At 62.2% G+C, this 20,412-nt stretch carries 22 protein-coding genes; 8 read left to right on the top strand and 14 right to left on the bottom strand.

The window, feature by feature from the left end; all coding sequences use genetic code 11:
- Positions 1-74: 74 nt before the first annotated feature.
- From ACM6HV_RS11410 to ACM6HV_RS11400, 3 genes are all read left to right on the top strand, one after another.
- Entirely contained in the window at positions 75-713 is a 639-nt protein-coding gene (locus ACM6HV_RS11410) for an FMN-dependent NADH-azoreductase (protein WP_414904231.1), read from the top strand.
- A complete protein-coding gene (locus ACM6HV_RS11405) occupies positions 714-1,019 on the top strand; it encodes a DMT family transporter (RefSeq protein WP_145596163.1) in 306 nt (101 codons plus the stop codon).
- 90 nt (positions 1,020-1,109) lie between these two features.
- Positions 1,110-2,000 (top strand): alpha/beta fold hydrolase, encoded by an 891-nt coding sequence (locus tag ACM6HV_RS11400; protein WP_414904230.1) that lies wholly within the window; start codon positions 1,110-1,112, stop codon positions 1,998-2,000.
- Positions 2,001-2,118: 118 nt separating this feature from the next.
- Here the strand turns inward: ACM6HV_RS11400 and ACM6HV_RS11395 are convergent, their stop codons facing one another.
- A complete protein-coding gene (locus ACM6HV_RS11395; RefSeq protein ID WP_414904229.1) occupies positions 2,119-3,006 on the bottom strand; it encodes a DMT family transporter in 888 nt (295 codons plus the stop codon).
- 96 nt (positions 3,007-3,102) lie between these two features.
- Here ACM6HV_RS11395 and ACM6HV_RS11390 point away from each other — a divergent pair, with 96 nt between their 5' ends.
- The 3 genes from ACM6HV_RS11390 to ACM6HV_RS11380 all read left to right on the top strand — a co-directional run bounded on the left by ACM6HV_RS11390 (position 3,103) and on the right by ACM6HV_RS11380 (position 5,484).
- On the top strand, positions 3,103-3,897 hold the full coding sequence (locus tag ACM6HV_RS11390; RefSeq protein WP_414904228.1) for an AraC family transcriptional regulator: 795 nt from the start codon (positions 3,103-3,105) through the stop codon (positions 3,895-3,897).
- Between the two features lie 63 nt (positions 3,898-3,960).
- Positions 3,961-4,266, top strand: coding sequence for a PsiF family protein (locus ACM6HV_RS11385; RefSeq protein WP_041065573.1), 306 nt, complete (start codon positions 3,961-3,963; stop codon positions 4,264-4,266).
- A gap of 204 nt (positions 4,267-4,470) precedes the next feature.
- On the top strand, positions 4,471-5,484 hold the full coding sequence (locus ACM6HV_RS11380; RefSeq protein ID WP_047291014.1) for an AI-2E family transporter: 1,014 nt from the start codon (positions 4,471-4,473) through the stop codon (positions 5,482-5,484).
- Between the two features lie 135 nt (positions 5,485-5,619).
- Here the strand turns inward: ACM6HV_RS11380 and ACM6HV_RS11375 are convergent, their stop codons facing one another.
- On the bottom strand, positions 5,620-6,894 hold the full coding sequence (locus tag ACM6HV_RS11375; RefSeq protein ID WP_145596174.1) for an Hsp70 family protein: 1,275 nt from the start codon (positions 6,892-6,894) through the stop codon (positions 5,620-5,622).
- A gap of 291 nt (positions 6,895-7,185) precedes the next feature.
- Between ACM6HV_RS11375 and ACM6HV_RS11370 the strand changes: the two genes are divergently transcribed.
- Positions 7,186-8,136 carry a DnaJ C-terminal domain-containing protein gene (locus ACM6HV_RS11370; protein ID WP_041065895.1) on the top strand — a complete coding sequence of 317 codons (951 nt, stop codon included), beginning with the start codon at positions 7,186-7,188 and terminating at the stop codon, positions 8,134-8,136.
- Between the two features lie 23 nt (positions 8,137-8,159).
- Positions 8,160-8,465, top strand: coding sequence for a chaperone modulator CbpM (locus tag ACM6HV_RS11365; protein ID WP_003221201.1), 306 nt, complete (start codon positions 8,160-8,162; stop codon positions 8,463-8,465).
- Positions 8,466-8,588: 123 nt separating this feature from the next.
- Here the strand turns inward: ACM6HV_RS11365 and ACM6HV_RS11360 are convergent, their stop codons facing one another.
- The 12 genes from ACM6HV_RS11360 to urtA form a co-directional block, all read right to left on the bottom strand.
- Positions 8,589-9,716: an ATP-binding protein gene (locus ACM6HV_RS11360; RefSeq protein WP_414904227.1), complete on the bottom strand. Its 1,128-nt coding sequence runs from the start codon at positions 9,714-9,716 to the stop codon at positions 8,589-8,591.
- 147 nt (positions 9,717-9,863) lie between these two features.
- Positions 9,864-11,564, bottom strand: coding sequence for an urease subunit alpha (ureC, locus tag ACM6HV_RS11355; RefSeq protein ID WP_198759479.1), 1,701 nt, complete (start codon positions 11,562-11,564; stop codon positions 9,864-9,866).
- A gap of 149 nt (positions 11,565-11,713) precedes the next feature.
- Positions 11,714-12,019: an urease subunit beta gene (locus ACM6HV_RS11350; RefSeq protein ID WP_098966985.1), complete on the bottom strand. Its 306-nt coding sequence runs from the start codon at positions 12,017-12,019 to the stop codon at positions 11,714-11,716.
- Entirely contained in the window at positions 12,016-12,552 is a 537-nt protein-coding gene (locus tag ACM6HV_RS11345; RefSeq protein ID WP_047291019.1) for a GNAT family N-acetyltransferase, read from the bottom strand. Before ACM6HV_RS11345 ends, ACM6HV_RS11350 begins: the two co-directional genes overlap by 4 nt.
- Positions 12,553-12,558: 6 nt before the next feature.
- Positions 12,559-13,092, bottom strand: a complete 534-nt coding sequence (locus ACM6HV_RS11340) for a GNAT family N-acetyltransferase (RefSeq protein ID WP_041065554.1) — start codon at positions 13,090-13,092, stop codon at positions 12,559-12,561.
- A gap of 9 nt (positions 13,093-13,101) precedes the next feature.
- On the bottom strand, positions 13,102-13,404 hold the full coding sequence (gene ureA / locus ACM6HV_RS11335; RefSeq protein ID WP_003221215.1) for an urease subunit gamma: 303 nt from the start codon (positions 13,402-13,404) through the stop codon (positions 13,102-13,104).
- 157 nt (positions 13,405-13,561) lie between these two features.
- Entirely contained in the window at positions 13,562-14,401 is an 840-nt protein-coding gene (locus ACM6HV_RS11330; RefSeq protein WP_414904226.1) for an urease accessory protein UreD, read from the bottom strand.
- Positions 14,402-14,431: 30 nt separating this feature from the next.
- Complete coding sequence (urtE, locus tag ACM6HV_RS11325; protein WP_414904225.1) at positions 14,432-15,130, bottom strand: urea ABC transporter ATP-binding subunit UrtE; 699 nt, start codon at positions 15,128-15,130, stop codon at positions 14,432-14,434.
- A 140-nt stretch (positions 15,131-15,270) separates the two neighbouring features.
- Positions 15,271-16,140, bottom strand: a complete 870-nt coding sequence (urtD, locus tag ACM6HV_RS11320) for an urea ABC transporter ATP-binding protein UrtD (protein WP_103368047.1) — start codon at positions 16,138-16,140, stop codon at positions 15,271-15,273.
- Positions 16,137-17,216 carry an urea ABC transporter permease subunit UrtC gene (urtC, locus tag ACM6HV_RS11315; RefSeq protein WP_330207421.1) on the bottom strand — a complete coding sequence of 360 codons (1,080 nt, stop codon included), beginning with the start codon at positions 17,214-17,216 and terminating at the stop codon, positions 16,137-16,139. The genes urtD and urtC overlap by 4 nt, the downstream gene beginning before the upstream one ends.
- Complete coding sequence (gene urtB, locus ACM6HV_RS11310) at positions 17,216-18,718, bottom strand: urea ABC transporter permease subunit UrtB (RefSeq protein ID WP_414904224.1); 1,503 nt, start codon at positions 18,716-18,718, stop codon at positions 17,216-17,218. Before urtB ends, urtC begins: the two co-directional genes overlap by 1 nt.
- Positions 18,719-18,933: 215 nt before the next feature.
- Positions 18,934-20,199, bottom strand: a complete 1,266-nt coding sequence (gene urtA / locus ACM6HV_RS11305) for an urea ABC transporter substrate-binding protein (protein ID WP_027613564.1) — start codon at positions 20,197-20,199, stop codon at positions 18,934-18,936.
- Positions 20,200-20,412: the final 213 nt, after the last annotated feature.

Raw genomic sequence — 20,412 nt, 5'->3', positions numbered from 1 at the left:
ATTTGAATGGACGCGGTCACGCGATTCAAGCTGCAAGCCACAAGCCGTTTGATTCTAGTCCGGAGGAAATACAGATGAGCAAAATTCTTGCAATACATGCCAGCCCACGGGGTGACCGTTCGCATTCACGGCGCCTCGCGGAAAGCTTTCTCAGCGCCTGGCAATTGCGCCATCCGCAGGCGCAGGTCACCCGCCGTGAAGTCGGGCGCGCGCTGATCCCGCCAGTCAACGAGGCGTTTGTCGCTGCTGCGTTTCATGCTGAGCCCGAGGCGCGTCCACTGTCGATGCAAGCCGATCTGGCGCTCAGCGATCAACTGGTCGGCGAGTTGTTCGATCACGACCTGCTGCTGATTTCCACGCCGATGTACAACTTCAGTGTACCCAGCGGCCTCAAGGCCTGGGTCGATCAGATCGTGCGCCTGGGCCTGACGTTCGACCACACCCTCGACAACGGCGTGGCCCAGTACACCCCGCTGCTGCAGGGCAAGAAAGCGTTGATTGTCACCAGTCGCGGCGGGTTCGGCTTCGGCCCCGGCGGCGAACTGGAAGCGTTGAACCATGCCGATCCGTGGTTGCGCGCCGCGCTGGGCTTTATCGGTATCAACGACGTCACGGTGGTCGCGGCCGAGGGTGAAGAGTCGGCCGAGCGCACCTTCGCGGTGTCGGTGGCTGAGGCCGAGCAGCGTTTGCTCGACCTCGCCCGGGGGTTCTAGATGGCCTGGCTGTTCCTGCTGATCGCCGCCGGCTTCGAGGTGACTTTCGCCATGGGCATGAAGTACGCCGAAGGCTTCACCCGCTTGTGGCCGTCGCTGATCACTGTGGTGGCGGCGATTGGCGGGGTTTACTTCCTGACCCTGGCCCTGCGCGAGTTGCCGGTGAGCATTGCCTACCCGATCTGGACGGCGATCGGCTCGCTGGGCACGGTGTTTCTCGGTTTTGCCCTGCTCGGCGAGAGCCTGACCCTGGTCAAACTGCTGTCAGTGGGGCTGATTGTGGCGGGGGTGGTGGGCCTGAAGTAGGCTGAGGGTGCAGTTGTCATCATCATGGAGGAGGCTTGGCGGGTGTCTTGCACGTCAGGCCTCCACTCACGACCACAAGGATGTTTGCCCATGTCACAAAGTACGGCGACACGTTATCCACTGGTGCTGGTGCCGGGCATGCTCGGGTTTATCCGGCTGCTGCTGTATCCGTACTGGTACGGGATCATCAAGGCGTTGCGCCGTGGTGGGGCGACGGTGATTGCGGTGCAGGTGTCGCCGCTCAACTCCACCGAGGTGCGCGGTGAGCAGTTGCTGGCGCGGATCGACGAGATTTTGCGCGAGACCGGCGCGGCCAGGGTCAATCTGTTCGGCCACAGCCAGGGCTCGCTGACCGCCCGTTATGCCGCTGCCAAACGGCCGGATCTGGTCGCTTCGGTCACGTCGGTGGCCGGGCCCAATCACGGTTCGGAACTGGCCGACTATCTCCAGAAACACTACCCGGCGAACACTGCAAAGGGCCGTCTGCTCGAAGCGCTGCTGCGTGTTGTCGGCTGGCTGATGGCATTGCTGGAAACCGGTTACCACGGGCCGAAACTGCCGGTGGATATCCACGCCTCGCACCAATCGCTGACCCGCGAGGGCGTGGCGCTGTTCAATCAGCGTTATCCACAGGGCCTGCCCGAAACCTGGGGCGGGCATGGGCCGGAAGAGGTCAACGGCGTGCGTTATTACTCGTGGTCAGGCACATTGCAGCCGGGCAAGACTGACCGCGGTGGCAACCTGTTCGACGGCACCAACCGCAGCTGCCGATTGTTCGCGAAAACCTTCGTGCGCGAGCCGGGGCAGTGTGACGGGATGGTCGGGCGCTACAGCTCGCACCTGGGCACGGTGATTGGCGACGACTATCCGCTGGATCACTTCGATATCGTCAACCAGTCGCTGGGGCTGGTGGGCAAGGGCGCGGATCCGGTGCGGTTGTTTGTCGAGCATGCGGCGCGGCTGAAGGCTGCGGGCGTGTGAATGTCAGTTACACCGCGTTATCGTTCTTCGCGAGCAGGCTCGCTCCCACATTCGACCGAGTTCATGCAGGTGGAATACGGTCAACTGTGGGAGCGAGCCTGCTCGCGAAGAGGCAAGATCAGGCGACGCTGAGGTTGCGGCCTAGAACGGTGGTCCAACGCTCGGAAAGAATCACCCCACCCAACGTCAACACCCCACCCACCAGGTGATACATCGCCAACTCTTCCTTCAACACCACCGCTGCAATCAGCGCGGTAATAAGCGGCAGCAAGTTAAAGAACAACGTGGTCCGGCTCGGCCCTAGACGCTGCACCGCCTGCATCCACGCCAGCGGCGCGAGCATCGAGGCCAGCAGGCACGCGTACAGCACCAGCGGAATATTTTGCGCGGTGAAACCGGTTTTCGGTGAAGCGGCATAAAGCGGAAACAGCACCACAATCGCCACCAGCACCTGCAGGTACAACAACACCAGCGGCGGCAGGCGCAGCTGCCATTTTTTCAGCAGGGTGCTGTAAATCGCGTAGGCCAGGGTGGCGATCAGCATCATCGCGTCACCCAGGTTCACTCCATGTTGCAGCAGCGCGCCGAGGCTGCCGGACGACACCACCACCAGCACGCCGGCGAACGACAGCACCGCGCCGAACAGTGCGCCGGCGGTCAGGCGCTGACCGAGGCTGATGATCGCCATGGCCAGCGACATCAGCGGCATCAGCGACAGGATGATGCCCATGTTGGTCGCGCTGGTCAGGGTCGCGGCGAAGTAGGCCAGGCTTTGATAGACCGCCATGCCCAGCACGCCCAGAACGAAGATCTTGCCCAGATTCGGGCGGATTTGCGGCCAGTGGGCGATCACCGCTTTGAGCATGAACGGGGTGAACAGCAGGCCGGCGAGCAGCCAGCGGTAGAAACCGATCTCGGCGGGGAAGATCGCCCCGACCGCCAGTTTGTTGATCACGGTATTGCCGGCCCAGATGAAAATCGCCAGCAGGGGAAACGCGTATTGCATGAGTGAAAACCAGAACGTTGATGAACCGTGATTATCCCCTGTCTGGATGCAGCCCTATACTGCGAACCGGACAACCTGCCTCTGCAACCGGACAGCATGAACAGTAAACATATCGATCTGCTGGATTTCAGCGAACTGCCGTCGGCGGTGTACTTCCGCTACGCCGATTTCAACACCCATGAATATGCGGCGCCGCACCGTCATCCGTGGGGCACGCTGGAGTACGCGGCCCACGGCGTGCTGCACATGGACGTCGACGGCAACCGTTTCATGTCGCCGCCGCAATACGCGGTGTGGGTGCCGCCGCAGATCGAGCACAGTTTCTACAGCCATCAACCGGTCAACTACCGCGCGGTATGCCTCGATCCGAAGGTCTGCGCCAATCTGCCGGAGCGCGCCTGCACGCTGGCGATCAGCGACATCCTCAAGGCGATTCTCAAGGACTTCGCCGCCCGCGACGTGAAGATCCCCGAACTCGACGCCGATCAGCGTCTGGCCCAGGTGCTGGTCGATCAGCTGCAACAGGCGCCGGTCCATGAATGTTATCTGCCGTACGCGAGCCATCCCGGGTTGCTGGCGATTCTCGATGCATTGCAGGCCGATCCCGGCAATAACCAGCCGCTGGCGCACTGGGCGGCGCAGGTACACGTCAGCGAGCGCACGCTGGCCCGACAGTTCGTGCGCGAGTTGGGCATGAGTTTCGGTGAATGGCGTCAGCGCCTGCGCTACCTGGCTGCCATCGAGGCACTGGAAAGCACGAAGAGCGTGCAGGAAATCGCCTTCGATCTGGGTTACAGCAGTGGCTCGGCCTTCATCGCCATGTTTGCCCGTCAGGCCGGTTGTACCCCGGAACAGTATCGGCGCAGCCACCTGGAAGGCAGGAAGGTGTAACAAGATTTGGCTACACTTCAGCGGAGGCCGCATCCATCGATGCGGCGACAAGGAGAAAACTCCATGAAGATGTTGCGTGTCCCTTTGTTGATGATCGGTCTGCTCCTGTGTTCCCAGGGTTTCGCCGCCACGGCGCAACAGAACAAAATGACCACCTGCAATGCCGACGCTACCGCCAAGAACCTCAAGGGCGATGAGCGCAAGACTTTCATGAGCACTTGCCTCAAGGCTGCACCGGCCGCCAACGACGCCAAAGTGCTGACCCCGCAGCAGGAAAAAATGAAGACCTGCAACGCCGACGCGAAAACCAAGGCCCTGACCGGCGACGCGCGCAAGACTTTCATGAGTGACTGCCTGAAGAAAAAGTAATCACTTGAGTCTGGTGGTGAGCGGGCTGGCCTCTTCGCGAGCAGGCTCGCTCCCACATTGAAATGCGTACCCCTTGTGGGAGCGAGCCTGCTCGCGAAGGGGCCATTGAGCGCGACAAGACTCTGTGCCCCTGCATATACCTAGTGCTCTCCCCGGATCGCTGGCAGACTGCCAATCCTTTTACGCCGTTCGTTTTGAGGCTGTATGCCAACGTTTTCTGAGCGTCATGTTGTGTTTTGGGTCAGTTGCATCATTATTTTTGGCGGTTTGCTGCTGGCATTGCCGCTGCGCTTGTTGCCCAGCCTGCTGGCCGGTCTGCTGGTGTTCGAGCTGGTCAACATGCTCACCCCGCAACTGCAACGATTGATCGAAGGCCGGCGCGCGCGCTGGCTGGCGGTGGCGCTGCTGGGCACCCTGGTGGTCAGCGTGCTGGCGCTGATCTTTGCCGGTGCTATCAGTTTCCTGCTGCACGAAGCGGAAAACCCGGGCGCCTCGCTCGACAAATTCATGGGCGTGGTCGATCGCGCGCGCGGGCAACTGCCGCCGTTTCTCGATGCCTATCTGCCGGCCAGTGCTGCGGAGTTCCGCGTGGCGATTGGTGAGTGGGCGAGCAAACACCTGGCTGACCTGCAACTGGTGGGCAAGGACGCGGCGCACATGTTCGTCACCCTGCTGATCGGCATGGTCCTCGGCGCGATCATTGCCCTGCAGCGGATACCGGATGTGACCAAGCGCAAGCCGCTGGCCGCCGCGCTGTTTGATCGCCTGCACTTGCTGGTGCAAGCCTTCCGCAACATCGTCTTCGCGCAGATCAAGATTTCCCTGCTGAACACCTTCTTCACCGCGATTTTCCTTGCGGTGATTCTGCCGCTTCTGGGCATCAAGCTGCCGCTGACCAAGACCCTGATCGTCCTGACCTTCCTGCTCGGCCTGCTGCCGGTGATCGGCAACCTGATGTCGAACACGCTGATCACCATCGTCGGTCTGTCGCTGTCGATCTGGGTGGCGGTGGCGGCGCTGGGTTACCTGATTTTTATCCACAAGCTCGAATACTTCCTCAACGCGCGCATTGTCGGCGGGCAGATCAGTGCCAAGTCGTGGGAATTACTGCTGGCGATGCTGGTGTTCGAAGCCGCGTTCGGTCTGCCGGGGGTGGTGGCGGGGCCGATTTATTACGCGTATCTGAAGAGTGAGTTGAAGCTGGGCGGGATGGTTTGATTCAGAATTTTTAGTGTTTGAGCTGGCCTCTTCGCGAGCAGGCTCGCTCCCACATTTTGAGCGCATTCCTTCAGTTGAAATGCGATCCACTGTGGGAGCGAGCCTGCTCGCGAATGGCGCACTGCCGATTCTGGATCAGGCCGTCGCGCCGTAGCGCTTCATCGCCTCGATCGCCAGACCGCTGCCAATGCTGCCAAAGATATTCCCTTCCACATGTCGCGCATTCGGCAGCATCGCCGAGACGCTGTTGCGCAGCGCCGGAATGCCGCTGGAGCCGCCAGTGAAGAACACCGTATCGACCTGACCCACCGAGACGTTGGCATCGTTCAACAGTTGCGTGACGCTGCCGCGCACGCGCTCAAGCAGCGCGTCGATCGACGATTCGAACAGGGCGCGGCTCAGCTCCACGCTCAGGCCCGGCTCGATGCGGTCCAGCGGTACATGGCGGCTGTCGGTGTGGGTCAGCTGGATCTTGGTTTCTTCCACTTCCATCGCCAGCCAGTGCCCGGCGCGCTGTTCGATCAGCTTGAACAGGCGATCGATGCCGCCAGTGTCCTCGATGTCGTAGCGCATGCTGCCCAGCGCCAGGGTGGACTTTTGCGAGTACACCGAGTTGATGGTGTGCCAGGTCGCCAGGTTCATGTGGTGACTGGTCGGCATGTAGGCGCCGCTCTTCATCCGGCTGCCGTAACCGAACAGCGGCATCAGGCCTTGCAGGCTCAGTTGTTTGTCGAAATCGGTTCCGCCGATGTGCACGCCGCCGGTGGCGAGGATGTCATCGTGACGGTTGTCCATGCCGCGACGCTCGGGCGACAGGCGCACCAACGAGAAGTCGGAGGTACCACCGCCGATGTCGACGATCAGCACCAGCTCTTCTTTTTCGATGGTCGACTCGTAGTCGAAGGCGGCGGCAATTGGTTCGTACTGGAACGACACGTCCTTGAAGCCGAGCTTGCGGGCCACTTCGACCAGGGTGTCTTCGGCTTCCTGGTCGGCCAGTGGATCGTCATCGACGAAAAACACCGGGCGGCCGAGCACCACTTGTTCGAACTCGCGACCGGCGGCCGTTTCGGCACGGCTCTTGAGCTGACCGATGAACAGCCCCAGCAGATCCTTGAACGGCATCGCCGTGCCGAGCACGCTGGTGTCGTGCTTGATCAGCTTGGAACCCAGCAGGCTCTTGAGCGAGCGCATCAGCCGGCCTTCGTAGCCTTCCAAGTACTCGTGCAGCGCCAGGCGACCGTACACCGGACGGCGCTCTTCGATGTTGAAGAAGACCACCGACGGCAGGGTGATCTTGTCGTCTTCCAGCGCGATCATCGTTTCCATGCCGGGGCGCAGCCAGCCGACGGTGGAGTTGGAGGTGCCGAAGTCGATACCGCAGGCACGGGCTGGAGAGGCGTTGTTCATGTCTTTCGGGTTCCGGTCAAAAAACGGCCGCGCAGTGTATGTCAGTGCGCGGCAGATTCGAAGGCCGGTCATCTGCTATTTCACGACTAAGCTTCTTGAAAGTCGCAGCTTCGCCCCAAACTTGCTGGCATGGGCCGGCAGACATACCGGCGGTCGCAAGAACCGTCGTCCACTGCCGATAAACTTCTGCTGCGCCACCCGGTCACAAAGTTGAGATCGGTCAACCCGGCACGTGCGAATGAGCGCATGCTGGTCTCGGCGCGAAATCGATAACGGATGGTGATTCCTTCGATGGACTTCAAAGACTATTACAAGATACTCGGCGTGGAGCCGACAGCGGACGACAAGGCGATCAAGGCTGCCTATCGCAAGCTGGCGCGCAAATACCACCCCGATGTCAGCAAGGAAAAAGACGCCGAGGCCAAGTTCAAGGACGCCTCGGAAGCCTATGAAGCGCTGAAGAGCGCCGACAAGCGCGCCGAGTACGACGACCTGCGCCGTTATGGCCAGCATGGTCAGCCGTTCCAGGGCCCGCCGGGCTGGCAGAGCCGTGGTGGCTTTGGCGGCGGTGGTGGCGACACCGGCGACTTCTCGGACTTCTTCAGTTCGATCTTCGGCAATCGCGGCGCCGGTTTCGGTGGCGGCGAAGGTCGGCAGCAACGCAGTGCAGGACGGCGGGGACAAGACGTGGAAATGGAACTGCCGATCTTCCTTGAGGAGACGCTGTCGAACGAATCGAAGAAGGTCAGCTTTCAGGTCCCGCAATACAACGCCAATGGTCAGCACGTCAGCAACACCAGCAAAAGCCTGAACGTGAAGATCCCGGCGGGCGTGACCGACGGCGAGCGCATTCGCCTCAAGGGGCAGGGCGCGCCGGGCATCGGTGGCGGCGCCAATGGCGATCTGTACCTGACCATTCGCTTTGCGCCACACCCGAAATTCGATGTCGAAGGCGAAAACCTGATCATCACCTTGCCATTGGCACCGTGGGAGCTGGCGCTGGGCACCGAGGTGGCCGTGCCGACCCTGACCGGCAAGATCAACCTCAAGGTTCCGGCCGGCAGCCAGAACGGCCAGCGCATGCGCGCCAAGGGGCATGGTCTGAAAAACAAGGCCGGTGAGCGCGGTTATCTGTTCGTGCAGCTCAAGGCCGTGATGCCGAAAACCTCGGACGACGAGGTCAAGGCGCTGTGGCAGGAACTGGCGAAGAAAGCCGCGTTCAACCCACGCGAGAACTTCTGAATCCGACGACGGAGTAGCCCATCATGAGCAGCCCCCTGATCGTTCAACTGGACATGGCAGAATTCTGTGAGGCGGCCGATCTGTCGGACGTCTACGTGATCGAAATTGTCGAACACGGCATCCTCGAACCTCAGGGCGCGCAGCCCCGGGAATGGCGGTTCACCGACTACGAGCTGAGCCTGGCCAAGCGCGCCGCGAAGTTGCGGCGCGAGCTGGAGCTGGAGTGGGAGGGCGTCGCCCTGGCCCTGAATCTGCTGGAGGAGGTGCATGAGTTGCGGGCGGAGAACCGGATGCTCAGGCAGCGCTTGGGGCGGCTGGTGGTCGAGTAGTTTTAGCGTTGTTTATGGGTGTATTTGCCGGCTCCTTCGCGAGCAGGCTCGCTCCCGCAGGTTGACTGCGGTCTCTTGTGGGAGCGAGCCTGCTCGCGAAGAACGATTACGCGGTTGGCCTGCTTAAACCTTTCTCGGCAACACCACACTGAACAACGTCCCGTCAGCCTCGCTCGAGCTGACGTCGATCGTCCCGCCATGGGCGCTCACCACTTCCTTGACGATGAACAAGCCCAACCCGAGGCTGGTCGACGGCTGCCCGAGTTCTTCGTCGGCGCTGCGCACCAGCGGGTCGAAAATCGTGCCGATCGCCTCTTCGGAAATCGGTGTGCCGTAGTTGTGCACCGACAGGTACACGTTGTCGCCCTCGCCACGCAGATCAAGGGTCACGTCGCGCTGGCTGGTGCCGTGCTGCAAGGCGTTGCCGATGAGGTTTTGCAGGAGTTGGTCGATTCGCCCGGCGTCCCACACCCCACGGGTGTCGCCGTGCACCGTGAGCTTGGGATCGGATAGCGGATTACCGGCGCAGGCTTCGGCAATCGCCGCCCGCGCCGCAACGGCCAGGTCCATCGCTGCCGGCTCGATCGGCAGGCTACGGCCCAGGCGACTGCGCACCAGCTCCAGCAGGTCGCTGACCATCGCCGCCATGTGCCGCGCACCGCGCTTGATGTGCAAGGCACAGGCCAGCGCATCGCCCTCAAGGCTGGATTTGCGCAGCAGCCGTTCGGTGGACATGCTCACCGCCTGCAGCGGCGCTCGCAGGTCATGGCCGAGAATGGCGAGGAAAATGTCGCGCGAACGGTTGACCTGCTCGGCGTAGGCTGCAGTGGATTCGGCGAGGGCTTCGTCGATGGCTTCGTTGAAGCGGATCATGTCCTGGAAGTAGGTCACGTCCGGCGACTCAAGGCTGTGGACCCACAGGCGGATCACACAGGCGCGCAAATGGCGGAATTCGCTGGTCATCTGCACCAGATCGAAACCGACGGTGTGGCGCAGTTCGCCATGGCTGGCGCCGGCCTCGTCCAGACTCGGGGTCTTTTCCGGGCCCTCGCCCTTGGCTTTGGCAGCCTGTTCGGCGGGGCTCTGTGGCTTGCTCATGTCACGGGCGGCGGCCCGCAGAATCTCGCTGGCGTGATCGCGCAGCGCAGTGGAATCCAGATGGTCGGCCGCCGGCGTGATGGTCGCGGCGAACTGTTCCCATTCATCGACGATAGGCTCGATGTTGGCCAGGATGAACTCGGAAAGACGCATGGGCAGTTCCTGAAAATAGGCGGAGCGAATCGAATATTAGCCCCTTTGGCGGGAAATACACGACCGTTTGCACATCGGTTTTCCTGCCCCATGAAAAAGGCCCCCGGCCCGTGCGCAAGATGCGGGTCGGGGGCCTTTTGCCGTGTGTCAGAACAGGAAGTAACGCTGAGCCATCGGCAAGGTTTCCGCCGGTTCACACCACAGCAGCACACCGTCGGCCTTGACCTGATAGGTCTGCGGATCGACGTCGATGTTCGGCAGGTAATCGTTGTGGATCAGGTCGGTTTTCTGCACATCGCGGCAGCCTTTGACCACGCCGATTTTCTTCTTCAGGCCCAATGCCTCGGGCAGCCCGGCCTCCTGTGCGGCCTGGCTGATGAACGTCAGGCTGGTGGCGTGCAGCGAGCCGCCGTAGCTGGCGAACATCGGGCGGTAGTGCACCGGTTGCGGGGTTGGGATCGACGCATTGGCGTCGCCCATCAGGCTGGCAGCGATGGCGCCGCCCTTGAGGATCAGCGTCGGTTTTACGCCGAAGAACGCCGGGCGCCAGAGCACCAGGTCGGCCCATTTGCCGACCTCCACCGAGCCCACCTCATGGCTGATGCCGTGGGTGATCGCCGGGTTGATCGTGTATTTGGCGATGTAGCGCTTGGCGCGGAAGTTGTCGTTGCCTTCGCCGTCCTGGGGCAGCGGGCCGCGCTGCTTTTTCATCTTGTCGGCGGTCTGCCAGGTGCGCGTGATGACTTCGCCGACACGGCCCATGGCCTGGCTGTCGGAGCTGATCATCGAGAACGCACCGAGGTCGTGGAGGATGTCTTCGGCGGCAATCGTCTCGCGGCGGATACGGCTTTCGGCGAACGCCACGTCCTCGGCGATGCTCGGGTCGAGGTGGTGGCAGACCATCAGCATGTCGAGGTGTTCGTCGATGGTGTTGCGGGTGAACGGCCGGGTCGGGTTGGTCGAGCTCGGCAGCACGTTAGGGAAACCGCAGGCCTTGATGATGTCCGGTGCATGGCCGCCACCGGCACCTTCGGTGTGATAGGTGTGGATGGTGCGGCCCTTGAACGCGCCCAAGGTGGTTTCGACGAAACCGGACTCGTTGAGGGTGTCGGTGTGGATCGCCACTTGTACGTCGTACTGGTCGGCGACACTCAGGCAATTGTCGATGCTCGCCGGGGTGGTGCCCCAGTCTTCGTGCAGCTTGAGGCCGATGGCCCCGGCCTTGACCTGCTCGATCAGCGGCTCCGGCAGGCTGGCGTTGCCCTTGCCGGTGAGGCCGATGTTCATCGGGAACGCGTCGGCGGCCTGGAGCATCCGCGCCAGGTGCCACGGGCCGGAGGTGCAGGTGGTGGCGTTGGTGCCGGTCGCCGGCCCCGTGCCGCCGCCGATCATGGTGGTGACGCCGCTCATCAGCGCTTCTTCGATCTGCTGCGGGCAGATGAAGTGGATGTGCGTGTCGATGCCGCCGGCAGTGAGGATCATGCCTTCACCGGCGATCACTTCGGTGCTGGCGCCGATGGCGATGGTCACGTTCGGTTGTACGTCCGGGTTGCCGGCCTTGCCGATCGCGGCGATGCGCCCGTCCTTGAGACCGACGTCGGCTTTGACGATGCCCCAGTGGTCGATGATCAGCGCATTGGTGATCAACGTGTCGACCACTTCGGCGGCGAGCAACTGGCTCTGGCCCTGGCCGTCACGGATGACTTTGCCGCCGCCGAACTTCACTTCTTCGCCGTAGGTGGTGAAGTCTTTTTCGACTTCGATCCACAACTCGGTGTCCGCCAGGCGCACCTTGTCGCCGACGGTGGGGCCGAACATGTCGGCGTAGGCTTGACGCGAGATCTTCATGTGTTCGCCTTGGAATTCAATTGGTTTTGAGATCGTTCGCTGCGCTCACTTTCGCGAGCAGGCTCGCTCCCACAGGGGATCGGATTCCATCTGGAGGAACTCGGTTTAATGTGGGAGCGAGCCTGCTCGCGATGGAGGCACCGCAAAATTCAGAGATCACCCATGACCCGCCCGGCAAAGCCGAACACCCGCCGATGCCCGGCGTACTCCACCAGCTCGACCTCGCGGCTTTGTCCCGGCTCGAAGCGCACGGCGGTGCCGGCGGGGATGTTCAGGCGCATGCCACGGCTGGCGGCGCGGTCGAAGGTCAGCGCATCGTTGGTTTCGAAAAAGTGATAGTGCGAACCGACCTGAATCGGCCGGTCACCGCTGTTGGCGACTTTCAGGCTGAGGGTGCGGCGGCCGACATTCAGTTCGATGTCGCCGGGCTGGATCTGGTACTGGCCGGGAATCATGGCCGGGCTCCTTGCAGAATCTTGTAGTAGAGGGCGGTCGGACGGTACGTGCCGTGCGGGTCGCAGGCGTAATCGGGAATTTCACCGGCGCGGGTGTAGCCCAGGGCCTTGTAGAACTCTTCGGCGGGCGAGCCGGCCTCGGTGTCGAGGTAGAGCATGCCGCGCTTGTGCTTGGCCGCTTCGAGTTCCAGCGCGTTCATCAATTGCTGACCGAGGCCTCGCCGCCGCGCCTGTTCGCGCACCAGCAGTTTTTGCACTTCAGCGCGATTGAGGCCGTTGGCTTTCTGGCACAGACCCAACTGCACGCTGGCCTGCACCTCTTCATCCTTGACCACCACCCAGAGCAACACGCTGCCCTTGTTCACCTGTTGCTGCACTTCATCGAAATAGGCGCGGGCCTGCGCGGCATCGAGGTCGGCCATGAAGCCGACGCTGGCGCCATAACCCACGGCGTCGAGCAGCAGATCAATCAGGCCCTGACGATAGTGCGCAAAACTTTCCGCATTGACGCGTCGCAGTTGGGCGGGGTTCATCGCGTGTCACTCCTTGTTGGCGACCGGCGGCTGCGCGCCAGGGTTGAGGGTCAGTTGCATGAAGGTCAGGTCGAGCCAGCGACCGAACTTGGTGCCGACTTGCGGCATCTGTCCGGTGATGCTGAAACCGGCGCGTTCATGCAGACGAATGGAAGCGGCATTGCCACTTTCGATGGCGGCGACCATCACATGCTTGTCGCAGGCTTTGGCCCGCTCGATCAAAGCAGTCATCAGTTGCGGGCCAAGGCCATTGCCGCGCTGGTCACTACGGACGTAGACCGAGTGCTCGACGGTATGGCGGAAACCGTCGAACGGCCGCCAGTCGCCAAAGGAAGCGTAGCCGAGCACCACGTTGTCGGCGTCGACGATCACCAGAATCGGGTAGGCCTGGGCCTGACGGGCGCTGAACCACGCCTGGCGGTTGCCGAGGTCGACCGCCGACTCGTTCCAGATCGCCGTGGTGTTGAGCACCGCGTCGTTGTAGATGTCACGGATCGCCGGCAGGTCGGCGTGCAGGGCATCGCGAATGGTGTAGGTCATGGCGAGTCCTCATACGATCGGTTGGTGGACGGTGACCAGTTTGGTGCCGTCGGGGAACGTCGCTTCGACCTGGATCTCCGGGATCATTTCCGGAATGCCTTCCATCACTTGCTCGCGGCTCAACAGGGTGGTGCCGTAGTGCATCAGCTCGGCCACGGTCTGGCCGTCACGGGCGCCTTCGAGCAGCGCGGCGGAGATGTAGGCCATCGCTTCCGGGTAGTTGAGCTTCACACCACGGGCCAGTCGGCGCTCGGCGACGAGGCCGGCGGTGAAGATCAGCAACTTGTCTTTTTCGCGTGGGGTCAGGTCCATTGCGGGTATCCATCAGGGCAGATTGAAAAGGGTCGGGACTGTTGGCACAGATCCCTGTGGGAGCGAGCCTGCTCGCGAAGGCGCCGGCACATTCAATATTTGAGGTGACAGATAAAGCGCTTTCGCGAGCAGGCTCGCTCCCACATTGGAGTGCATTTCAGGTGTTCCAGATTCGTGGTGGCTGGGCCTCGCGACCGAGCAGGGCCGGGCGCAGCAGGCGCCACAGGTCGATCAGCCAGGCGCGGGCCAGCAGTGCCTCGCTCGCCAGGCAGCGGGCAACCAACAGCCCCGGCAACTGGGTCAAATCCCCGCGCACGGCATGCGTCAGCGAACGACAGCGCTCCAGCAGCTCGGCGTCGATTTCACCGGTGACCAACAGCGTGGCGAACACCGGATGGCCATCCAGGCCGATGGGCGAATCCAGCAAACCGTCACCGCCAGTAATCCTCTGACGCTCGTGCCAGAGCAATCGCCCGTCGCGGCGGATATCCAGATGCGCTTGAAAGTGTCCGAGGTCGAAGCGCTCCCCACTGGCCGGTCGGCCCAGCGCCACCACGTCCCAGTAGAACAGCCGCGCATCGCCCTCAAGCTCGATCGAAGTGGTGAGTTCAGCCTGAGCGGCGCTGTAGACGATGGTTTCCTGCGGCAGCCACTCCAGAGTGGCGCCGGCCGCGACTTGCAGATCGAGCTGTTGATACGCCGGCCCTGCCGCGCGATACCACTTGGCGGCGCCGGGGCTGGTGATCTGCGCCCAGGCGTCTGCTTCGACGCGGGCGCTGATGTTCAGCCGATCTCCGCCGGCGATCCCGCCCGGTGGGTGGACGATGATGTGTTGGCAGACCTCGGGGCCTTCGGCGTACAGGTGCTTCTGCACCCGCAGCGGTCCCAGATGCCGGCGCTTGACCGGGCGCGTGCAGTCACCGAAGCGGGCGTAGGCCAGTTCCAGCTCGGCGTGCCAGCTCGGGGTAAACAGGGCAGTGGGAAGCGGTAAGTTCATGGTTTGTGATTATCGTTAGGAAGCTACAGATTAAATTGTTACCAGACCTCGTACACCCTCGGCCTCCATATTTTCGCCGCGACCCTGTTGCACGATCTCGCCCCGGGACATCACCAGGTATTGATCGGCCAGCTCCGCAGCGAAATCGTAGAACTGCTCCACCAGCAAAATGGCCATGTCGCCCCGCGCCGCGAGCTTCTTGATTACGGCGCCGATCTCCTTGATCACCGAGGGCTGGATGCCTTCGGTGGGTTCGTCGAGGATCAGCAAACGCGGACGACTGGCCAGGGCGCGCCCGATAGCGAGCTGCTGTTGCTGGCCGCCGGAGAGGTCGCCGCCGCGGCGCTGCTTCATTTGTAGCAGCACTGGGAACAATTCGTAGATGAAATCTGGGACTTCCTTCGCTTCACTGCCGGGAAACCGCGACAAACCCATCAGCAGATTCTCTTCCACCGTGAGCCGGCCGAAGATTTCCCGGCCCTGTGGCACATAGGCGATCCCGGCGTGCACGCGCTGGTGCGGCTTGAGCGTGGTGATTGCCTTGCCCTCCCAGTTCACCACGCCTTCCTTGGCCGGCAACAGGCCCATCAGGCATTTGAGCAGGGTGGTCTTGCCCACGCCGTTGCGCCCAAGCAGGCAGGTGACTTCGCCGACGTTCACGTCAAAGCTCAGGCCGCGCAGGATGTGGCTACCGCCGTAGTACTGGTGCAGCTTGTCGACTTGCAGCATTCTCAAATTCCTTCTGTTGCACACAGAACCCTGTGGGAGCGAGCCTGCTCGCGAATGCGGTGTGACATTCAGCATGTTCATCGTCTGATGCACCGCTTTCGCGAGCAGGCTCGCTCCCACAGGTTTTGTATTCGCAATCATCAGCGGCCGAGGTAGACCTCGATCACCCGCTCGTTTTCCTGCACCTGCTCCAGCGACCCTTCCGCCAGCACGCTGCCCTGATGCAGCACCGTCACATGGTCGGCAATCGAGCCCACGAAGCCCATGTCGTGCTCCACCACCATCAGCGAATGCTTGCCGGCCAGCGACTTGAACAGCTCTGCGGTGAATTCGGTTTCGGCATCGGTCATGCCCGCCACCGGTTCGTCGAGCAGCAGCAGTTGCGGGTCTTGCATCAGCAACATGCCGATCTCCAGAAACTGCTTCTGGCCGTGAGAGAGCAAGCCCGCCGGGCGATTGACCGAGGTGGTCAGGCGAATGGTTTCCAGCACTTCGCTGATGCGCTCGCGCTGCTCGCCGCTCAGGCGTGCACGCAAACTGGCCCACACCGACTTGTCGGTTTTCTGCGCCAGTTCCAGGTTTTCGAACACGCTGAGGGCTTCGAACACCGTCGGTTTCTGAAACTTGCGGCCGATCCCGGCCTGGGCGATCTGCACTTCGCTCATCTGCGTCAGGTCGAGGGTTTCGCCGAACCAGGCTTTGCCGTGACTGGGGCGGGTCTTGCCGGTGATCACGTCCATCAGCGTGGTCTTGCCCGCGCCGTTGGGGCCGATGATGCAGCGCAGTTCGCCGACACCGATGTACAGGTTCAGATTGTTCAGCGCGCGAAAGCCGTCGAAGCTGACGCTGATATCTTCCAGGGTCAGGATCGTGCCGTGGCGGGTGTCGAGGCCCGGGCCGACGCGTTGGCCGAGGCCGATCGAGTCACGGCTGGTGCCTTCGTCCTTGTTCGGTTCTACGGGGAAAAACGCCGGTTCGAGCATGAATTCAGCACTCGCAGTGACTCTCATTGTTCACCTCGTTTCTTCAGCAGGCCGATCACACCTTTGGGCAAATACAAGGTCACGACGATGAACAGTGCGCCGAGGAAGAACAGCCAGTATTCGGGGAAAGCCACGGTGAACCAGCTCTTCATGCCGTTGACCACACCGGCGCCGAGCAGCGGCCCGATCAAGGTTCCGCGTCCGCCAAGGGCGACCCACACCGCCGCTTCGATCGAATTGGTCGGCGACATTTCGCTGGGGTTGATGATCCCCACTTGCGGTACGTACAACGCCCCGGCCAGACCGCACAGCACCGCGCTCAAGACCCAGACAAACAGCTTGAAACCGCGCGGGTCGTAGCCGCAGAACATCAGGCGGTTTTCCGCATCGCGCAGCGCGGTCAGCACCCGGCCGAACTTGCTCTGCGCCAGACGCCAGCCGATGAACAGACTCGCCACCAGCAACAGCACGGTGGCCAGAAACAGCACCGCGCGGGTACCCGGTTCAGTGATGCCGAAGCCGAGAATCGTGCGGAAGTTGGTGAAGCCGTTGTTACCGCCGAAGCCGGTCTCGTTGCGGAAAAACAGGAGCATGCCGGCGAAAGTCAGGGCCTGGGTCATGATCGAGAAATACACGCCCTTGATCCGCGAGCGGAAGGCAAAGAAACCGAACACCAGCGCCAGCAGACCTGGCGCCAGCACCACCAGACACATCGACCAGATAAAACTGCTGGTGCCGCTCCAGTACCACGGCAATTCGGTCCACGACAGAAAGGTCATGAACGCCGGCAAGCCGTCACCGGCGGCCTGGCGCATCAGGTACATGCCCATCGCATAACCACCGAGGGCGAAGAACAGCCCGTGGCCCAGCGACAGCAGCCCGGCGTAACCCCAGACCAGATCCAGCGCCAGCGCAACGATGGCGTAGCAGAGGATTTTGCCGACCAGCGTCAGGGTGTAGGCCGAGACATGCAGCGCGCTGTCCGCCGGCAACAGCGAGAGCAACGGCAGGGCGATCAACAGCGCGAGGATCACCGCGCCGATGGCAAGGGTTACTTTCGGCCCGGCTTTTTGCGTGGCCGTGACAAGTAGAGGCTGGTTCATCAGTCGATCACCCGTCCTTTCAGTGCGAAGAGGCCTTGCGGACGTTTCTGGATGAACAGAATGATCAGCGCGAGGATCAGGATCTTGCCGAGCACCGCACCGATCTGCGGTTCGAGAATCTTGTTGGCGATGCCCAGGCCGAACGCCGCCAGTACGCTGCCGGCGAGTTGGCCGACACCGCCCAGCACCACCACCAGGAACGAGTCGATGATGTAGCTCTGGCCCAGGTCCGGGCCGACGTTGCCGATCTGGCTCAGCGCCACGCCACCGAGGCCGGCGATGCCCGAGCCGAGGCCAAAGGCGAGCATGTCGACGCGCCCGGTGGGCACGCCGCAGCAGGCGGCCATGTTGCGGTTCTGCGTGACCGCGCGGACATTGAGGCCGAGTCGGGTCTTGTTCAGCAGCAGCCAGGTCAGCACCACCACGAACAAGGCGAAGGCGATGATCACGATGCGGTTGTACGGCAGCACCAGATTCGGCAGCACCTGAATCCCGCCGGACAGCCACGCCGGGTTCGCCACTTCAACGTTCTGCGCGCCGAACAGCAGGCGCACCAACTGAATCAGCATCAGGCTGATGCCCCAAGTGGCGAGCAGGGTTTCCAGCGGTCGGCCATAGAGGTGTCGAATCACCGTGCGCTCCAGCGCCATGCCGATTGCTGCGGTGACGAAGAACGCCACCGGCAACGCAATCAGCGGATAGAACTCGATCGCCTGTGGCGCGTAGCGCTGGAACAGCAACTGCACCACGTAGGTCGAGTAGGCGCCGAGCATCAGCATCTCGCCGTGGGCCATGTTGATCACCCCGAGCAGGCCGAAGGTGATCGCCAGACCGAGGGCCGCGAGCAGCAGAATCGAGCCGAGGGACATGCCGCTGAACGCTTGACCGAGTACTTCGCCGATCAGCAGTTTGCGCTTGACCTGCGCGAGGCTGGTTTCGGCGGCGGTACGCACACTGGCATCGCTTTCGACGCCGGGTTCGAGCAGTCCTTCGAGGCGGGTGCGGGCCAGCGGATCGCCGGTTTCGCCGAGCAGGCGCACGGCGGCCAGACGCACCGCCGGGTCGCTGTCCACCAGTTGCAGGTTGGCCAGCGCCAGGCTCAGGGCAGCGTGGACGTTCTCGTCTTTTTCGCCAGCCAGTTGCTGGTCAAGGAATTTCAGCTGCGCGGGTTTCGCGCTTTTCTGCAATTGCTGCGCGGCAGTCAGACGGGTTTTGGCGTCGGCGGCGAGCAATTGGTGGCTGGCCAGAGCGGTGTCGATCAGACCCCGCAGGCGGTTGTTCAGGCGCAGGGTTTTGGTTTGGCCGTCGAGGGTCAATTCGCCTTGCTGCAGGGCGTTGATCAGCTCGACACGCGCCGGCTCGGGCTGCGCGGCCCAGGCTTCCAGCAGTTTGGCCTGTTGCACCGGGTTGGCGGCGACGAAGTCTTCGGCGTCGCCGGCAAAGGCAGCCATCGGCAACAGCAGTGCCAGGGCCAGAAATAAGCGGTATATGGCAGTGGGCATTAGTGGTGTCCTGTTCAACCGCCCCCTCACCCTAACCCTCTCCCGGAGGGAGAGGGGACTGACCGAGGTGTCAGGACGATGTGTTGCGACCTGCGAATTCGAGCCGAGCTCACACGTTGAAAAGTATGAAGATCGGCTCCCTTTCCCCCTCTCCCTGAGGGAGAGGGCTGGGGTGAGGGGGAAATCTCAAGCCCGCCTCAAAGATTGAATCCGCCTCAGTTGCTCTTCACCGCATAGTCCGGTTTCTTGTCGTTGCCATCGATAAACGGACTCCACGGCTGCGCACGGATCGGGCCTTCGGTCTGCCACACGACGTTGAACTGACCGTCGTTCTGGATCTCGCCGATCATCACCGGCTTATGCAGGTGGTGGTTGGTCTTGTCCATGGTCAGGGTGTAACCGGACGGCGCGGCGAAGGTCTGGCCAGCCAGTGCTTCGCGGACTTTGTCGACGTCGGTGGACTTGGCTTTCTCCGCCGCCTGCGCCCACATGTGGATGCCGACGTAAGTGGCTTCCATCGGGTCGTTGGTCACCGCTTTGTCGGCGCCCGGCAGGTTGTGTTTCTTCGCGTAAGCCTTCCAGTCAGCGACGAACTTTTTGTTCACCGGGTTCTCCACGGACTCGAAGTAGTTCCACGCCGCGAGGTTGCCCACCAGCGGTTTGGTGTCGATGCCGCGCAGTTCTTCTTCACCCACGGAGAACGCCACCACCGGTACGTCGGTCGCCTTCAGCCCCTGGTTGGCCAGCTCTTTATAGAACGGCACGTTGGAGTCGCCGTTGACCGTCGAGATCACAGCGGTCTTGCCGCCGGCGGAGAATTTCTTGATGTTGGCGACGATGGTTTGATAGTCGCTGTGACCGAACGGGGTGTAGACCTCTTCGATGTCCTTGTCGGCCACGCCTTTGGAGTGCAGGAACGAGCGCAGGATCTTGTTGGTGGTGCGCGGGTAGACGTAGTCGGTGCCGAGCAGGAAGAAGCGCTTGGCGCTGCCACCTTCTTCGCTCATCAGGTATTCAACGGCCGGGATCGCTTGCTGGTTCGGCGCAGCGCCGGTGTAGAACACGTTCGGCGACATCTCTTCACCTTCGTATTGCACCGGGTAGAACAGCAGGCCGTTGAGTTCTTCGAACACCGGCAGCACCGATTTGCGCGACACCGAGGTCCAGCAACCGAACACCACCGCGACCTTGTCCTGGGTCAGCAACTGCCGGCCTTTCTCGGCGAACAGCGGCCAGTTCGATGCCGGGTCGACCACCACCGGTTCGAGCATCTTGCCGTTCACCCCGCCCTTGGCATTGATCTCGTCGATGGTCATCAGCGCCATGTCCTTGAGCGACGTTTCGGAAATCGCCATGGTCCCGGACAACGAATGCAGAATCCCCACCTTGATGGTCTCGGCGGCCTGGACAGTCCAGGTCATGCCCATCGCGGCAATGGATGCCGTGAGTGTGAAAGCCTTGATCAAACTGCGACGCTTCATTGTGCGATCTCCATGAACGTTAAAGTTTTTTATGGTTGGCAGATGCGGACGACTGAAGGGTGTTTTGCAAGGGCTGTGCCCGGTCGGGATCGGGCAGGAAAATGTCGGTTTAGAGCGGTTGCGCGTGGGTGGGGTGCACCATGAAGGGACGCGGAGAGAGCGTTGGTGCAGGCGGCCGCGCCAGATTGGGGCGCCCACAATTCCTGTAGGAGC

Source organism: Pseudomonas sp. IT-P260 (assembly GCF_949768395.1).
Classification (GTDB): Bacteria; Pseudomonadota; Gammaproteobacteria; order Pseudomonadales; family Pseudomonadaceae; genus Aquipseudomonas; species Aquipseudomonas parakoreensis.
The sequence above is the reverse complement of the archived record's forward strand: the minus strand, read 5'-3'. Positions and strand labels throughout refer to the sequence as shown.

What these genes read in the sequence shown, in the direction of transcription:
- ACM6HV_RS11380 (WP_047291014.1), top strand. Translation starts at nt 4,471, where the DNA reads ATGCCAACGTTTTCTGAGCGTCATGTTGTGTTTTGGGTCAGTTGCATC.
- ACM6HV_RS11345 (WP_047291019.1), bottom strand. Translation starts at nt 12,552, where the DNA reads ATGAACCCCGCCCAACTGCGACGCGTCAATGCGGAAAGTTTTGCGCAC.
- ACM6HV_RS11330 (WP_414904226.1), bottom strand. Translation starts at nt 14,401, where the DNA reads ATGAACTTACCGCTTCCCACTGCCCTGTTTACCCCGAGCTGGCACGCC.
- urtA (WP_027613564.1), bottom strand. Translation starts at nt 20,199, where the DNA reads ATGAAGCGTCGCAGTTTGATCAAGGCTTTCACACTCACGGCATCCATT.
- ACM6HV_RS11375 (WP_145596174.1), bottom strand. Translation starts at nt 6,894, where the DNA reads ATGAACAACGCCTCTCCAGCCCGTGCCTGCGGTATCGACTTCGGCACC.
- urtB (WP_414904224.1), bottom strand. Translation starts at nt 18,718, where the DNA reads ATGCCCACTGCCATATACCGCTTATTTCTGGCCCTGGCACTGCTGTTG.
- ACM6HV_RS11395 (WP_414904229.1), bottom strand. Translation starts at nt 3,006, where the DNA reads ATGCAATACGCGTTTCCCCTGCTGGCGATTTTCATCTGGGCCGGCAAT.
- ACM6HV_RS11410 (WP_414904231.1), top strand. Translation starts at nt 75, where the DNA reads ATGAGCAAAATTCTTGCAATACATGCCAGCCCACGGGGTGACCGTTCG.
- ACM6HV_RS11360 (WP_414904227.1), bottom strand. Translation starts at nt 9,716, where the DNA reads ATGCGTCTTTCCGAGTTCATCCTGGCCAACATCGAGCCTATCGTCGAT.
- ACM6HV_RS11340 (WP_041065554.1), bottom strand. Translation starts at nt 13,092, where the DNA reads ATGACCTACACCATTCGCGATGCCCTGCACGCCGACCTGCCGGCGATC.
- ACM6HV_RS11385 (WP_041065573.1), top strand. Translation starts at nt 3,961, where the DNA reads ATGAAGATGTTGCGTGTCCCTTTGTTGATGATCGGTCTGCTCCTGTGT.
- ACM6HV_RS11390 (WP_414904228.1), top strand. Translation starts at nt 3,103, where the DNA reads ATGAACAGTAAACATATCGATCTGCTGGATTTCAGCGAACTGCCGTCG.
- urtC (WP_330207421.1), bottom strand. Translation starts at nt 17,216, where the DNA reads ATGAACCAGCCTCTACTTGTCACGGCCACGCAAAAAGCCGGGCCGAAA.
- ACM6HV_RS11405 (WP_145596163.1), top strand. Translation starts at nt 714, where the DNA reads ATGGCCTGGCTGTTCCTGCTGATCGCCGCCGGCTTCGAGGTGACTTTC.
- ACM6HV_RS11365 (WP_003221201.1), top strand. Translation starts at nt 8,160, where the DNA reads ATGAGCAGCCCCCTGATCGTTCAACTGGACATGGCAGAATTCTGTGAG.
- urtD (WP_103368047.1), bottom strand. Translation starts at nt 16,140, where the DNA reads ATGAGAGTCACTGCGAGTGCTGAATTCATGCTCGAACCGGCGTTTTTC.
- ACM6HV_RS11400 (WP_414904230.1), top strand. Translation starts at nt 1,110, where the DNA reads ATGTCACAAAGTACGGCGACACGTTATCCACTGGTGCTGGTGCCGGGC.
- ureA (WP_003221215.1), bottom strand. Translation starts at nt 13,404, where the DNA reads ATGGACCTGACCCCACGCGAAAAAGACAAGTTGCTGATCTTCACCGCC.
- ACM6HV_RS11350 (WP_098966985.1), bottom strand. Translation starts at nt 12,019, where the DNA reads ATGATTCCCGGCCAGTACCAGATCCAGCCCGGCGACATCGAACTGAAT.
- ACM6HV_RS11370 (WP_041065895.1), top strand. Translation starts at nt 7,186, where the DNA reads ATGGACTTCAAAGACTATTACAAGATACTCGGCGTGGAGCCGACAGCG.
- ureC (WP_198759479.1), bottom strand. Translation starts at nt 11,564, where the DNA reads ATGAAGATCTCGCGTCAAGCCTACGCCGACATGTTCGGCCCCACCGTC.
- urtE (WP_414904225.1), bottom strand. Translation starts at nt 15,130, where the DNA reads ATGCTGCAAGTCGACAAGCTGCACCAGTACTACGGCGGTAGCCACATC.